This is a genomic window from Bradyrhizobium sp. AZCC 1693 (assembly GCF_036924745.1).
Lineage (GTDB): Bacteria > Pseudomonadota > Alphaproteobacteria > Rhizobiales > Xanthobacteraceae > Bradyrhizobium.
In genome coordinates, this window is the sequence record NZ_JAZHSD010000001.1 from 6,096,492 (window position 1) to 6,110,157 (window position 13,666).

A 13,666-nucleotide genomic window follows, 5' to 3' on the forward strand; every position below is an offset into this window, starting at 1 on the left:
CAACCAATTGATCTGCGACGTTGCCACGTTCTGGTGTGCTGGATCGCATTTTGGCGTCGCGCGAACTTTGCGCGCTTCGGCTTGATTGGAAACTACTGCGTTATCAGATCATGCCAAGTTTGCGACATGGGTAGCGCGGTTCAACCCGGCTGGATGCATTACTTATTTAGATAGTTGTCGCACGTCGATCAGAGCCGGCTCCGGAAATCTGCACAGTGCGATAAGTGGAGTTTCTGCCTGACGGCGGGCAAGATTGTCCCGCGAATCAGGAGAGACGATGACGAGACGAGCGCGCCGGAACCACACACCGGCTTTCAAGGCGAAAGTGGCGCTGGCCGCGGTGAAGGGCGATCGAACACTGGCTCAATTGGCGGAGCAGTTCGACGTGCATCCCAATCAGATCACGTCGTGGAAAGCCCAGCTTGAGGGCGGGGCCGCCGATGTGTTCGGTCCAGGGGGCGGCAACGCCATGGCGCTACCGGCCGTCGATGTGAAGTCGCTGCATGCCAAGATCGGGGAGCTGACGCTGGAGAACGATTTTTTAGAAGGAGCGCTCACCAAGGCGGGATTGCTGAGCGCAAAACGATGATCGACCGTGAGCACGATCTTTCGATCACCAGGCAGGCGGAAGTTTTGAAGATCAGCCGTGGCAGTGTCTATTACCTGCCGCGTCCGGTGTCGCCCGACGACCTCGCGATCATGCTGCGGCTCGACCGGCTGCATCTGGAGTTTCCTTTCGCCGGTTCGCGGATGTTGAGAGGCCTGCTGGCTGCCGAGGGGTGCAAGATCGGCCGCCGGCATGTCAAGACGCTCATGCGGAAGATGGGGATAGAGGCGCTCTATCGCCGTCCGCGCACCACCAAGCCCGAACCTGGTCACAAGATCTATCCGTATCTGCTGCGGGGCATGGAGATCACGCGCCCGAACCAGGTCTGGGCAATGGACATAACGTATATCCCGATGGCGCGTGGCTTCGTGTATCTCACCGTCGTGCTGGACTGGGCGACCCGCCGGGTTCTGTCGTGGCGGCTGTCGATCACGATGGAGGCGGCATTCTGCGTCGAGACGCTGCATGACGCCATGGCTCGCCACGGCAAGCCGGAGATCTTCAACACGGATCAGGGCTCGCAGTTCACCGGCTCGGCCTTCACCGGCGCGCTCGCCAGCAACGGTATCGCCATCAGCATGGACGGCAAAGGAGCATGGCGGGACAACGTGTTCGTCGAGCGGCTGTGGCGCAGCGTCAAATACGAGGAGGTTTACTTGCGGGCCTACGATAGCGTGTCCGACGCCCGCGCCTCGATCGGCCGATACCTCGACTTCTACAATGGCCGGCGTCCACATTCGAGCCTTGACGGCAGTACACCGGATCAAGCCTACTTCAACTCGCTGCCGCTCCGCACGGCAGCCTAACCCCGGCAGAGGCTCCACTTATCGACGCGGAGATTCTGTTCAGACAATCGGGACCAGCTCAATCGTGCGTGCTGTCGCCTGGACCGTGATTTCGAAGTGGTCCGTCTGCACGATATCTACGATGTTGCGCGGTCTATGCGCGACGACGTTGATTCCGGTGCGACGCCGTAGGCTGTCGTAGAGCAGCCCCGCACCACCTGACGCGCGAATATGCTCGCCAAGCTCCTGCGAAGCATCATAACGCTCGCTCGCATACACATCGGGCCGTGCTGGTTGCTGCCCTGTGATGTCGAGATAATCCCCTAGCAGCGTAGCGGTGTATGCCCTGTAGGTCCGGCTCATCGTGGCCGCGTTGCGAGCAGCCGCTTCGCGCCGCAGGTGGTGACCGACCTCGGCAGCCGCCGTGCGAATATCATCGGTCGCATACCAGGCGCCAAGCTCCGGTCCGTTGAATCTCATTCCGCCGGGAGCGACGTGGAGAAAGGCAGCCATGACGATGCTGGAGTTGGGGGCGCCATATACCCATTCGCTCTGCGGTAGCCGATCGATACGTTCGGCCACGAGACGGTCGTTCGTCCAACCGACGAGCTCCATCACCGCTGAAAGATCGGCCGCCGTCGCGACCGTATCGAACAGCCCGATGGGAGGAAATTGTGAGGGGATCAGGCGATGGGCAGGCCGCGGCGAGGGTGCGAAAGCGTCCGTCACCGGAAGACGATCTCCGTGTCGTCGTAAGGCGTGAAGGCCTCGTCTATCGTGTTCGGCTGCATGTAGAGGCCGCCACGCGCGCCGTCGAGGAAACGACGCACCGAGAGCAACCCATCTTGAGAGCCATTAGTGATGAGGTCGAGCGGCGGATGTCCACCGAAGACGACCTCGTTATGTGGACTTCGCAGCCAGTCAACGCCGAGCCGTTCCTGGGCAAAGAGGATCCCCAGCGCTTGATGGATACCGAATACCGCTGAAATGCGCGTGAGAACGTCCACATCAAGGGTGAAAGCGCCGTGCTCACGCGCCTGCTTGCACCAGTTATGGTAAGTGGACCGGGATGGATACCCGAGGACCAGCAGGCGCTGCTCTTCCGTCAATCCCCACAGATCCGCAATGGCGAGAAAGGTCCGCAAAGCTGGGGCGCTGAGCCGCCTTCGGTTGGCGGGAGCAAATCGCGAGTTATCAAGACGCTGAGGGCCTTTTGCTGCCCCAGTTGGGGTCGGCTTGCGCTTCAACATAGACTGCTCCTTTGTCAAATTTGGATATAGTCCAAATCTGGACAAATGGCAACCCCCTTTTACCAGTTCCAGCACCCAGACTACGGATCTGAGGTCAGGAGTTCGAATCTCTTCGGGCGCGCCAAATCGGATACGCTATCGCCGCCGAAACCCGCCGTTCTCCCGATGCAAGCCGTCGAGTTGCATCCGCTGTCGCGCGTCTCACAATCGCAAATGAATTACGATGACGAAGAATAAGTGCACTGGCACCGTAATTCCGAAGCCCCGCGACGCGATGGTCTTCGGGAATCGCACGAACGGATTGCGAAATTGGTGGCATCTGATGCCCGCTGGCAACCAAGCTCTTCATTCGGGACGCTTGGCGAATTCCTCGCCGGCAATTTGCACCGCCTGTTGCACGACGGGATAGCCGCTATAGGGAGCGAGGTTGAGAAGGGTTTCGAGCACCTCCTTACGGCTCGCGCCCGCATTGAGTGCCGCATTGATGTGGACACGCAGCGGGGCTTCCGCAGTCTTGGTCGCGACCGCAGCCAGGGCCGCGCAGGCCGTCAGCTCGCGGGTCTTGGGATCGATGCCTGGTCTTGAGAAAACGTCGCCATACGAGTGCTCGACGATCATCCGACCGATATCCGGTGCAATGTCGTCGAAGCTACGGATGACCGCTTCACCGGATGCTCCGGAGGTCTGTGCAAGTGTCGCGAGCCCGCGCTCCCGGCGCAGCTCCCGGCTCTCGGACAACTGCGCCGCCGCAGATGGCGCCGTGATCGCTGTAGCGCCACGGTCTGCCGAAAAGGCCCGTTGGGCGAGACCGAAGGCGTTGAGTGCGGTAGGAAATCCGGCATAGACGCTGAGCTGCATCAGCGCCTCGGCAATCTCTACGGGCGACAGGCCCTGCTTGAGGGCGGCTTTGAGATGGAAATCGAGAGCTTCATCGCGGTTGCCGGTCGCCGCCAGCATCGAGATGATGGCGAGGTGCTTGGCCTTCGGTTCCAGCCCCTCGCGCGACAAGGCTTCGCCGAAGGCGAATTCAATCGACCAGCGTGCGAGGTCCGGCGAGACCGCCTCAAGAGGCCGCAGATAGCCTTCGCCGTTAACCGCCAAGAGGACTTCGAGGCCGCGCCGGTATCGCTGCGTTCCGTCGTCGCTTGCCGGTGGCGCGGCCTCGAAGGCGATGCGTCGCTCCTGGAAGATCTCGCGCGCCAGGACGATCGAGTCGATGGCGGAGGGGAAGCCGAGGATCGCCACGGATACGAACAGCAACTCCACCAAATCCTGCGGCTTCCCTCCGGCGTTGAGGAAACCCGTCATATGAAACTTGAGCCGCGGCTGGACGCTGCCCAACGCCATCAAACAAGAGACGGTGCAAATCTGCCGCAGCGGCAAATCCAGTCCCGGACGGGAGAGAATATCGCCATAAGGGTATTCGACCGTAAACCGCGCCAAGTCCGGCGACGCCTCTGCAAGGCGTTTGATCGGCAAGTCAAAACCCTCGCCGCCGATCTGCTGGAGAACCTCCATGCCGCGTTCGAAACGCTCGTCGTTCGCTTCTTGAGTCATGGTCTGTTGGATGCTCCCTAATTAAGCGCTTCATGAAGAGGTTTCGGGCGTTTCATGACTTCGGCCATGCGACGCGATAAATATTGCCGCTGCCCCATGTCCCGACCAGAAGATCGCCATTGGCGGCCCGGCCCAATGCGACGGCGCTGCCTGATTGGCCATCGACGACGACGCTCGACTGGCCGTCGAAGCTGACGCGGCGCACTACGCTCGCGCCGTTGTCGATGACCAGCACCGCATCATCTCCATCGGCGAGGATGCCGACGCCGGGGCGGTTGAAGCTCTGACCGAGTTCCTGGACCATGCCATCGGACAGGATGCGGGTGACACGGCCTCCATATTGCGAGGAGACGATGCTGCCGTCGGGCATCTCGACCACGCCGACTGGCAGCGAGAGTCCACGCGCCACCACGGTGCGGTTGCCTGTTTTTGTGTCCAAAGCAACGATCTCACCAGATGAGCGATTGGCGACCAGCAGCCGGCCGTCGCGTGCGAAGGCGATTCCGGTCGGGGTTGCGAGGCCGTCCGCGACCGTCTTGCGCTTCCCGTCCGGCCCGACGCGCACGATGATATCGCCAGAATAGGATGACACGAACACGGCGCCCGTCGCGTCGGTCGCAATGCCTGCCGGCGACACGATGTTGTCGAGGAAGACCGAGCGCCTGCCATCCGCCTGCACCCGCTCGACCGTTCCACCGCTCCAGTTCGACACCAATAGGCTCGTACCGCCGTAAGCATGAATGCCGACCGGCGCGCTAAACCCCTGAAGGAACGGTCCGATAGCGTACGCGCCTGCGGCGCTCATGAGGACAGTGGCGATTGCGACTGTGCCGAGCGCAATTTTCCGGAATGTATCGGCGTTACGTCCGAGCATGGCTGCCACCTCCTGCTTCGCGGCGTTTCGAATGGGACGATGAAGCTGATTCATCGCTGAACGATTGCGATAAATCCAATTCATTATCAATATCGCCGTCATGAAGGCAGTTCATCTTGCCAATATCGATCTGAATCTGCTGGTGGTGTTCGACGCCCTGGTTGCAGAAGGTCATGCCACGCGCGCTGCCGAGCGGATCGGGCTGACTCAGCCGGCCGTCAGCCACGCACTCAACCGGCTGCGTGCTTTGTTCGGCGATCCACTCTTCGTCCGCTCGCCGCGTGGCATGGTGCCGACTTCGCTGGCCCAGGATATCGCTCCGAGCGTGCGGTCTATCCTCGAACAGGTGGAAGGCGTATTGCGTGGCGGGCGTGCCTTCGACCCGGCCGCGAGCACACGGCAGTTCGTCCTCGGTCTCTCGGACTATGCCGCCTTCGTGCTTCTGCCTCGCCTGACCGTACGCCTCGACCAGGAGGCGCCGGGCGTGTCGCTCGTCGTCCGCAATACGAGCCGGAGCGTCGGCCTGCCGATGCTGGAGGATGGCACGGTCGAACTGATCGCCGGGAACTTTCCGGAGCCGCCGACACACATGCGGGAGGAACTGCTCTACGAAGAAGACTTCATCTGCGCCGGCCGCCGCGACCACCCCGATCTCGGTGAACCGCTCGATCTCGACCGCTATTTGGCCCTTCGACACCTTCAGGTCTCGACGAAGGGCAATCCGAGCGGCTACGTCGACGCCGTGCTGGCCGAAAAGGGGCTCAAGCGAAATGTGGCCGTGACCGTCGGACACTTCCTGATGGCCCCGATGCTGGTGGACGCCTCCGATCTCGTTGCGACGGAACCACGCCGCCTCTTCACGCCGCTTGCCGGCCGCCTACCGCTCCGGCTCTTCTCGCCGCCGATCGACATTCCTCTGTTCCGGGTGGTGCAGACATGGCACGCAAGGCACGATGCTGATCCGGGGCATCAATGGCTGCGACGCATTCTCCGGGAAATCGGTCAACAGGCATGAGTCACTAGTCTACGGGCGCGCGGACCCCGCAAGGACTCCGCTTAAGGGAGGGCTATGGCGTAGACATAGTTCTCATCATCGCCTGGGATGGCGCGCCATTCTACGCCGGAGCACGCTGCGTTGGCCGAGCGGCTTCGGTCTTGCGCTAAATCCACGCCAGGGCACGCCGTGAAGGCGCCGCAGTTACTTGCGCCGACTACCGGTATCCGGTACTATCCCCCTGTGCAATACGAACAATGGCAAAAGCGCTGAGAACCTTCGCAAGCACGGCGTAGACTTCGCGGACGCCATTGCTGCCCTCGAAGACCCGAACCGTCTGGAAGAAATCGACACACGGTTCGAGTAGGGCGAGGAGCGGATTCAGGCCATCGGAATGGCTCACAGCGACGTCTTATTCGTCATCGTGACGCTGCGCGATGAGGACATCTGCAGAATCATATCGGCCCGGAAGGCTACACGACATGAGCAAGACCGGTACTACGCGGGTAACCGTGAAGCCTGGTGAACCGCTGCCGCGGGGCGATACCGATTGGGCGCGTCTCGATGCCATGACTGATGAAGAGGTCGTGGCCGCAGCGCTGTCTGATCCGGATGCGCAACCTCTCACTCCCGAGCAACTGGCAGGGATGCGCCGAGTGTCACGCGTCAAGGTGCTGCGGCAGCGTCTCGGAATGACTCAGGTGGAATTTTCTGAAGCGTTCCACCTGCCCATTACGACTTTGCGCGATTGGGAGCAGCAACGAAGCACACCCGATGCGCCGGCGCGCGCGTTGTTGTTGGCAATTGAACGCGATCCCGAACTCATGCGGCGATTGCTCGCGGATAGGGCAGCGTAGTATCGGCAGATTCGACGAAGTGCAGCGCGCTTAATCATAGCGTCACGGCAAAGCAATAATGCCCATCTTCATCGGCCGTGGCGCGCCAAATCGGATACGCTATCGCCGCCGAAACCCGCCGTTCTCCCGATGCAAGCCGTCGAGTTGCATCCGCTGTTGCATCCGCTGTCGCGCGTCTCACAATCGCAAATGAATTACGATGACGAATAAGTGCACTGGCACCGCAATTCAAACAGGTTCGTCATCGAGGGGAGGCGTCGTGCAGGCTGGTTTCGAAAGCATCACCGCGAATGACCTGATCGAGGGCCTGCCTTCGCGGGTGCACGAAGTCTACGCCAGGTTCGCACAGGAAACGCCTGAACACCCGGCGTTCGTCGAAGTCGGACCTTCGTGGAGCTACAGGCAGTTCTCGGAGGCCGTTGAGGCCGCTGCCCATGATCTGCGCGCGCTGCAGGTCAGGCCCGGCGATCGGGTGGTGGTTGCCAGCGAGAACAGCGTTGCGCCAGGCGCGATCAAGCGGCCGAGCGAAATCCTGATCCTCGACGCGTTGCCCGCGGCGTCGACCGGCCTGAAAAAACAAGCTGCGGGAAATCGCGAACGAGAGCAGAATTGGTCCGGCGACCGCCGCCGGCTGAGGCATCGTCAGCCGCCGCAAAGGCCGGGCAGCAGCGAACAGGAGAGAAGCAGTGGCCAAGAGAAATGCGACCGCGGCGATCATCGGTGCGGGAGACTTTATCGGCGCCGAGATCGCCAAGAAATTCGCCGCCGAGGGTTTTATGATCTTCGCCGGGCGCCGCAACGGCGACAAGCTCGCCCCGCTGGTAAACGAAATTCAGGCCAGCGGCGGCAAGATCTTTGCGCGTTCGCTCGATGCCCGCAAGGAGGAGGAGATCACGGCGTTCCTTGGCGATGCCGACAAGGAAGCGCCGCTCGAGGTCTGCATCTTCAATGTCGGCGCCAACGTTAATTTCCCGATCCTCGATACCACCGAGCGGGTGTTCCGCAAGGTCTGGGAAATGGCCTGCTACTCGGGCTTCCTGGCCGGCCGCGAGGCCGCGCGCCTGATGCTGCCGCGCGGCCAGGGCAACATCTTCTTCACCGGCGCCACCGCCAGCCTGCGGGGCGGACGCGGCTATGCGGCCTTTGCCAGCGCCAAGTTCGGGCTGCGCGCGGTGGCGCAAGCCATGGCGCGCGAGCTCTGGCCGCAGAACATCCATGTCGGCCACCTGATCATCGATTCCGGCGTCGACACCGAATGGGTTCGCCAAAGGCGGATCGAGGCGCTCGGCCCGGACGCGCTGAAAGATCCCGACGCCCTCATGCCGCCTGCGTCGGTCGCGGACGCCTACTGGCGGCTCTACGAGCAGCCGCGCAGCGCCTGGACGTTCGAAATGGAGATCCGGCCTTTCAAGGAGACGTGGTGATCCGCGGCCGCTTCAGGTCGCGTATGTGAGGAAACAGGGGAGCCATGATAACTACATCACTTCCATCAACGAGCGTGGCGGCGTCAACGGCCGCAAGATCAATTACATCAGTTACGACGACGCCTAAGCTCGCCGAAGACCGTTGAGCAGACCAGGAAGCTGGTCGAGAGCGACGAGGTCGCGTTCCTGTTTGGTCAGCGCTGGACTGGAACTTCGTGGGAGCAGTTCGGCGACGTGCTGAGCGCGGACTGAGCGGCGAAGTTCCCACGCCGGAACCCGTGAGTCGATTTTTCAGCGCGCGAACACGCGCTGAAAAAAATCGTCGGCCACTACGTACAAACCCGCATCGATCTTAAGCTGAACGTTAATCCCTCGCGCTATCCGTCGAAAGAAGGCGGGGGGCGTGGCGGTGGCAAATATTTTCGACGTACAAGGCTTCGGCGCGTTGTCCGAATGGAATGGGCAATTCTCCAGCGCCTCGGGCAAACTGGCATTTCAAAAGATTGCGTCACTGGGATCGAACTCGATCGAGCTCACGGCCCGGATCTGGACACAAACCGGAACGTCCAACTCAGTCTTTGCCGAACCAACCAAGACCGAGAGCGACGCCAGCCTGCTGTCCGGCTTTCAGGCCGCGCATGACGCGGGCCTGTCGGTGCTCTTCAAGGCGGCGCTTTCGACGCTGAATGGAACCAGGGTATCCAGCTTGGCGCCGGCGGATGTCGCCAGCTTCTTCGCTTCCTACAAGGCCGAAATCGTCCATCTCGCCACCGTCGCACAGGCCGGCGGCGTCGAGATGTTTGCGATCGGAAACGAGATGAGCAGCCTGTCCGGCGAGCAATATCGCAGTTACTGGATCGATCTCATCGCGGCGGTCCGCGAGGTCTATCACGGCGAACTGACTTATGCGGCAGCAACAGACGAAGCCCTCCATGTCAGTTTTTGGGATCAGCTCGACACGATCGGCGTCAACACCTATCCGCCGTTGACGGCCAGCTACGCGCCGACGGTGCAGGACCTGGTCGACGCCTGGACCTCCGTTCCGGTCAATCCCTATTACGCAGCCGCCTTCGACCACAAATCGCCGGTCGACTTTCTCCATTCGCTTGCGACGACATACGACAAGCCGCTGCTGATGACGGAGGTCGGCTATCGCAGCATCGACGGCACCGCCATCGCGCCGGGCTCGTGGACGAGCAATGGCACACCCGACGTGATGGAGCAGGCGGACGCCTACAACGCCTTCTTCCAGGTCTGGTCCGCCCATGGCGGCAGTTGGCTGAAAGGCGTCGAACTCTGGCAATGGGATCTCAACAACCAGTATTCGAGCACGGGCTATTCCGTGATGGGAAAGCCGGCCGAGACAATCGTCTCGCAGTACTTTAACGGCAACGGTTTCGTATCCGGCCTCACCGCGTCGGGATCACCGGTCGCCGACATCATCGATCTCGGCCGCGGTAACGACGTCATCAACGCCGGCCTGGGCGACGACATCATTCGCGGCGGCGCCGGGGATGACGTCATTGTCGGCGGGCCCGCTGGCGCCAATCGATTGACCGTCACGACCGTTACCTTGGTGGGCTACGGCTCGGTGGTTGGGAACGTCGGCGCCCAGGCGCAGATCCTGGTCAACGGCAAGCCGGTATCCGGCTTGCTGGAATTCAAGCCGGCGGTGGATCCTGCGGGTTACCAGACTTTTACGGTCAGCTTCGAGAACCCCGACGCGATCACCAGCATCGACATCTCGCTGGCAAACGCCACGCCGGGACGCGCGCTGCACATCAAGGATTTTCTCATCAACGGCGTTGCCGTCACCCCCGCCGACGCCACCAATGCGAGTTCGCCCGGCTCGTTCGACCTTTACGTCCGCAACATCCATGTCGACGCGTCCAGTCACCAGGACTGGTTCCTTGGCGCGTCGACGGACAACGATGTGATGGATGGCGGCGCGGGCGATGATCTCCTCGCAGGCGGCGCTGGCAACGACGACATCGACGGTGGCGATGGAAGCGATGCGGCGGTATTCGCGGGCAGTGCCCGTGACTACGACATCACTATCGTCGGCGATCGGATCGTGGTGAGCGACCGGATCGCCAACCGCGACGGCAGTGATCATCTCGTGAACGTCGAGTTTCTCCAGTTCGCCGACGGCACCGTCGAAGCCGGCAATCTGCTCGCCAGTCTGTCGGGTCGTTCCAGCGATGCGCTTCAGGTGCTTGCGACCGACGGCGCCGGAAACATCGCCAGCCAGACGGTTCGCCATGCCGACGGCTCGCGCGACGTCTACATATCCGGTATCGCCGGCAAGGATTATGCGTCCGAGCATGACGTCATCAGCGCGAACGGCCATACGGTTCTTGTCGAACGCTTCTTTTCCGACGGCGAGCTTGCTTTTCGGCAAACCGTCAATGGCGATAGCTCGGTCGATAGCGCCTCCAACGATGCAGACGGTCATCTCCTCAATTTCCTGAGGCGCTTTGCCGACGGTTCGTTCGATCAGTTCACCTACGATGCGTCGGGATCGCAGACCGGCGAAACGATCCGGCATGCCGACGGCTCGCGCGACACCTATAGCTATGGCATCGCCGGCAAGGCGTACGCTTCACAGCACGTGGTCAGCGATCCTTCCGGCCACAGCGTGCTGATCGAGCAGTTCCATGCCGACGGCACGCTGGCCCTGAAGCAGACGGTCGACGCCAGCGGCGTCCGCACACTCGTTCAGTATGACCAATCCGGGCACATCGCCCAACAGACGGTCACGCAGGTGGATGGCTCCTACGTCCAGTCCAGTTACGCGGCGGATGGCGCCTTGACCGGCGAAACAGCGCGGCACGCCGACGGGTCCCGCGATATCTACAGCTACGGCATCGTTGGTAAGGACTATTCCTCGCAACACGTGGTCAACGATCCCGCAGGGCATAGCGTGCTGATCGAACGCTTTCATTCCGACGGAACGTTGGCGCTGAAGCAGACGGTCGATGTCGACGGGGCCAGGACGCTCGACAAGTATGACCAGGCCGGTCACCTCGTGCAGGAGACGGTGACACAAGGGAACGGGTCCTATCTTCAATCCAGCTACGCGCCAGACGGCGCCCTGATCTCCCAAACGACCCGCCATGCTGACGGCAGCCGGGACGTCGATACTTTTGGCATCGCGGGCCAGGCCTATTCGGCACGCCACGACGTTTTCGATGCGGCAGGGCACAGGCTTGCGACCACCTTCGACAACCATGATGGCTCGCATACCATGACGGCCTATGCGTCCGGCGTCACGCTGACCTCAACGGCCGCAAGCGACATCATGAACAGCGCGGGCGGCGACACGTTTGTCTTCAAGGAGGCGGCCGGACACGACGTGATCCACGGTTTCAACGCCGGGGTTTCCGCGGGTCACGACGTCATCCAGATCGACTCGACGATCGCTGCCGACATCGCGCATCTTTCCATCCATGTCGTCGGACACGACACGGTCATTGATCTCGGTCATGATGCATCCATCACGCTGACCGGCGTGACGTCCCTGACCGCGGGTCATCTGCTCTTCATCTGATGACGTGGGCGCGCCGGCTCACTCCCGTTCGGGACCGACGGTTACGACCATGACACCGTCGATCTTGATCAGGAACGTCATGGTAGGCTGGCCGGATGCCGGAGCGCGTTCGACCGCATGCCGGAACGCTGCGATCTCCTCTTGCGTTGCTGCCCGAAGGGAAAGCGTTGAATTCGGCGCGCAGACCGGGACGCCGTCCGATGTGAACGCGGCCAGATCGGCCCGCAGGTCTGCGTCGCCATAGATTTCCTGCGCGGCTGCAAGGCCGTGTGCTTCAAAGGCAAGCGTCGGCTTCCGGTCGATGTCGAGGACAAAAACCTGAAGCGAACCGGCTCCGTCCGCCGGCTCCGATGGTTCGCGGGCTGACACGCCAAACAACTCCTCGATTGCTCAAGTGGCAAGCCGCGCCGACAGATCAAGATTTTCGCGGTGTCGGGAATTGTCAAATCCGCAATCGTTGCGTCATGAATGCCGGGTTACTCCGGCTGAGGCTGATGTCGCCCGGTTGGCGGCGCCAGGCAGGCCGGGCTGGAAAGCGCTTCGAGAAATCCTGAAATTTTGTGCGAAACAACAGGGCGGGTTCATGCGTTGCGTTCCCGCAAGCCCTCCCGGTGGCGTCGGGCTGCAGCTTCCTGCGACATCCAGATTGTGACCATCCGAATTGTTCCCGGTCCCGCATTGTTGCGCTGTCAGTGCATTCGAAATAGCATCGATCGCGATCAGGCCCGGGCGGGGCAGAAGAAATGACATACGAGGCCCTCTTTGCAGCTTTCTGCCGTCGATCGCTCGGTAGCGAATACGGAACCAACGCACTGGAAAAAGCGTCTTTGCTGCCCCCGCTGTTCGTCGGCGCTGCGGAACGCGTGGTCACAGCCGTCCTGTTCCAACCGTGCCTGCGATTATAGCAAAGCCGGGTTTCCCATGGTCGGTGCGCAACCGGTGCTGATCGATTTTGCGGTCAGCATCTTTGAGCGTGGAACGTACGATGCCGAGAACGGCTCCGTGCTGCAGCGGGACGTCAGCCGCCGTTCCATCGGGTCGCGGCTGCATCGCATTACCTTCGGGGGTAATCCGGTTGCGGTTTCCAACAGCACGAAATTCGTCGATCTGCTGAAGCAGGAGTCGCGGCGGCCTGTCGTGCTCGTGGTCGGCGGCGGGACGATCGGTTTGGGCGCAGACGAACTTTACCAGGATGACTCCATCGAGCTCGTCGGCACCGACGTCTACGCGTCGCCGCACACCGTGCTGGTAGCCGATGCGCACAAATTGCCGTTCGAAGATGGCGTGTTCGACGGTGTCTGGGTGCAGGCGGTGCTGGAACACGTGCTGGAGCCCGCCACCGTCGTTGCCGAACTGCATCGCGTGCTCCGGCGCGAGGGTCTGGTCTATGCAGAGACGCCGTTCATGCAGCAGGTGCATGAGCGGGCCTACGATTTCTCGCGCTTCACGCAGAGTGGTCACCGCTGGCTGTTCAGGCGGTTTTCCGAGATCAGCGCCGGGCCGGTCGGCGGCGCCGGCGTGGCGCTGGCATGGTCGATCCGCTATTTCTCGCGTGCGCTCGGCGCGGGCAACAAGCTGTCACGCCTGATCGTGCTGCCGTTCTTCTGGATCAGGTATCTCGATGCCTTCGGTCGCGGCCGGGCTGCGGCGGATGCCGCCAGCGGCTTCTTCTTTCTCGGGCGCAGGGCCGAGCAGGCGATGGATCCGCACGCCATGCCGGAATACTACAACCGGCAAAAATAAGGTTTCGGTAGGCAGCGCGCGGGCC

Annotated in this window: 12 protein-coding genes and 2 pseudogenes; 9 read left to right on the forward strand and 5 right to left on the reverse strand. The window is 61.8% G+C overall.

Annotated features, from left to right (window positions below; translation table 11 throughout):
* Positions 1 to 277: 277 nt before the first annotated feature.
* Positions 278 to 1,413 (forward strand): IS3 family transposase gene (locus V1293_RS28915; protein ID WP_334506457.1). Its coding sequence is split into 2 segments (ribosomal slippage): positions 278 to 536 and positions 536 to 1,413, totalling 1,137 coding nucleotides; the frame shifts between segments, so codons are not numbered across the junction.
* A 39-nt stretch (positions 1,414 to 1,452) separates the two neighbouring features.
* On the opposite strand, the gene V1293_RS28920 is transcribed toward V1293_RS28915, so the two are convergent.
* The 4 genes from V1293_RS28920 to V1293_RS28935 all read right to left on the reverse strand — a co-directional run bounded on the left by V1293_RS28920 (position 1,453) and on the right by V1293_RS28935 (position 5,175).
* Positions 1,453 to 2,121: an RES family NAD+ phosphorylase gene (locus V1293_RS28920; RefSeq protein WP_334514250.1), complete on the reverse strand. Its 669-nt coding sequence runs from the start codon at positions 2,119 to 2,121 to the stop codon at positions 1,453 to 1,455.
* Positions 2,118 to 2,642, reverse strand: a complete 525-nt coding sequence (locus V1293_RS28925; protein ID WP_334514252.1) for an MbcA/ParS/Xre antitoxin family protein — start codon at positions 2,640 to 2,642, stop codon at positions 2,118 to 2,120. Before V1293_RS28925 ends, V1293_RS28920 begins: the two co-directional genes overlap by 4 nt.
* A gap of 345 nt (positions 2,643 to 2,987) precedes the next feature.
* Positions 2,988 to 4,199 (reverse strand): carboxymuconolactone decarboxylase family protein, encoded by a 1,212-nt coding sequence (locus V1293_RS28930; protein ID WP_334514254.1) that lies wholly within the window; start codon positions 4,197 to 4,199, stop codon positions 2,988 to 2,990.
* Between the two features lie 52 nt (positions 4,200 to 4,251).
* Positions 4,252 to 5,175 carry a Vgb family protein gene (locus V1293_RS28935; protein ID WP_334514255.1) on the reverse strand — a complete coding sequence of 308 codons (924 nt, stop codon included), beginning with the start codon at positions 5,173 to 5,175 and terminating at the stop codon, positions 4,252 to 4,254.
* Between V1293_RS28935 and V1293_RS28940 the strand changes: the two genes are divergently transcribed.
* From V1293_RS28940 to V1293_RS28965, 7 genes and pseudogenes are all read left to right on the forward strand, one after another.
* On the forward strand, positions 5,174 to 6,088 hold the full coding sequence (locus V1293_RS28940) for a LysR family transcriptional regulator (RefSeq protein ID WP_334514258.1): 915 nt from the start codon (positions 5,174 to 5,176) through the stop codon (positions 6,086 to 6,088). The two genes, V1293_RS28935 and V1293_RS28940, sit on opposite strands and share 2 nt — an antisense overlap.
* A gap of 373 nt (positions 6,089 to 6,461) precedes the next feature.
* On the forward strand, positions 6,462 to 6,593 hold the full coding sequence (locus V1293_RS36250) for a hypothetical protein (RefSeq protein WP_442894299.1): 132 nt from the start codon (positions 6,462 to 6,464) through the stop codon (positions 6,591 to 6,593).
* Positions 6,550 to 6,924 carry a helix-turn-helix domain-containing protein gene (locus V1293_RS28945; protein ID WP_334514260.1) on the forward strand — a complete coding sequence of 125 codons (375 nt, stop codon included), beginning with the start codon at positions 6,550 to 6,552 and terminating at the stop codon, positions 6,922 to 6,924. The genes V1293_RS36250 and V1293_RS28945 overlap by 44 nt, the downstream gene beginning before the upstream one ends.
* A gap of 199 nt (positions 6,925 to 7,123) precedes the next feature.
* Positions 7,124 to 7,363: pseudogene (locus tag V1293_RS28950) on the forward strand (hypothetical protein); the annotation flags it as partial.
* A gap of 247 nt (positions 7,364 to 7,610) precedes the next feature.
* Positions 7,611 to 8,348 (forward strand): SDR family NAD(P)-dependent oxidoreductase, encoded by a 738-nt coding sequence (locus V1293_RS28955; RefSeq protein ID WP_334514261.1) that lies wholly within the window; start codon positions 7,611 to 7,613, stop codon positions 8,346 to 8,348.
* A gap of 52 nt (positions 8,349 to 8,400) precedes the next feature.
* Positions 8,401 to 8,543, forward strand: a pseudogene (locus V1293_RS28960) (ABC transporter substrate-binding protein); the annotation flags it as partial.
* Positions 8,544 to 8,757: 214 nt separating this feature from the next.
* The gene (locus tag V1293_RS28965; RefSeq protein ID WP_334514263.1) at positions 8,758 to 11,898 is read left to right on the forward strand and encodes a glycoside hydrolase family 113; all 3,141 of its coding nucleotides are present in this window, start codon (positions 8,758 to 8,760) and stop codon (positions 11,896 to 11,898) included.
* 18 nt (positions 11,899 to 11,916) lie between these two features.
* On the opposite strand, the gene V1293_RS28970 is transcribed toward V1293_RS28965, so the two are convergent.
* Complete coding sequence (locus V1293_RS28970) at positions 11,917 to 12,267, reverse strand: hypothetical protein (RefSeq protein ID WP_334514264.1); 351 nt, start codon at positions 12,265 to 12,267, stop codon at positions 11,917 to 11,919.
* A gap of 552 nt (positions 12,268 to 12,819) precedes the next feature.
* On the opposite strand from V1293_RS28970, the gene V1293_RS28975 reads away from it, so the two are divergent.
* Positions 12,820 to 13,641 (forward strand): class I SAM-dependent methyltransferase, encoded by an 822-nt coding sequence (locus tag V1293_RS28975; protein WP_334514266.1) that lies wholly within the window; start codon positions 12,820 to 12,822, stop codon positions 13,639 to 13,641.
* Positions 13,642 to 13,666: the final 25 nt, after the last annotated feature.

What these genes read in the sequence shown, in the direction of transcription:
- V1293_RS28975 (WP_334514266.1), top strand. Translation starts at nt 12,820, where the DNA reads ATGGTCGGTGCGCAACCGGTGCTGATCGATTTTGCGGTCAGCATCTTT.
- V1293_RS36250 (WP_442894299.1), top strand. Translation starts at nt 6,462, where the DNA reads ATGGCTCACAGCGACGTCTTATTCGTCATCGTGACGCTGCGCGATGAG.
- V1293_RS28945 (WP_334514260.1), top strand. Translation starts at nt 6,550, where the DNA reads ATGAGCAAGACCGGTACTACGCGGGTAACCGTGAAGCCTGGTGAACCG.
- V1293_RS28940 (WP_334514258.1), top strand. Translation starts at nt 5,174, where the DNA reads ATGAAGGCAGTTCATCTTGCCAATATCGATCTGAATCTGCTGGTGGTG.
- V1293_RS28935 (WP_334514255.1), bottom strand. Translation starts at nt 5,175, where the DNA reads ATGACGGCGATATTGATAATGAATTGGATTTATCGCAATCGTTCAGCG.
- V1293_RS28925 (WP_334514252.1), bottom strand. Translation starts at nt 2,642, where the DNA reads ATGTTGAAGCGCAAGCCGACCCCAACTGGGGCAGCAAAAGGCCCTCAG.
- V1293_RS28930 (WP_334514254.1), bottom strand. Translation starts at nt 4,199, where the DNA reads ATGACTCAAGAAGCGAACGACGAGCGTTTCGAACGCGGCATGGAGGTT.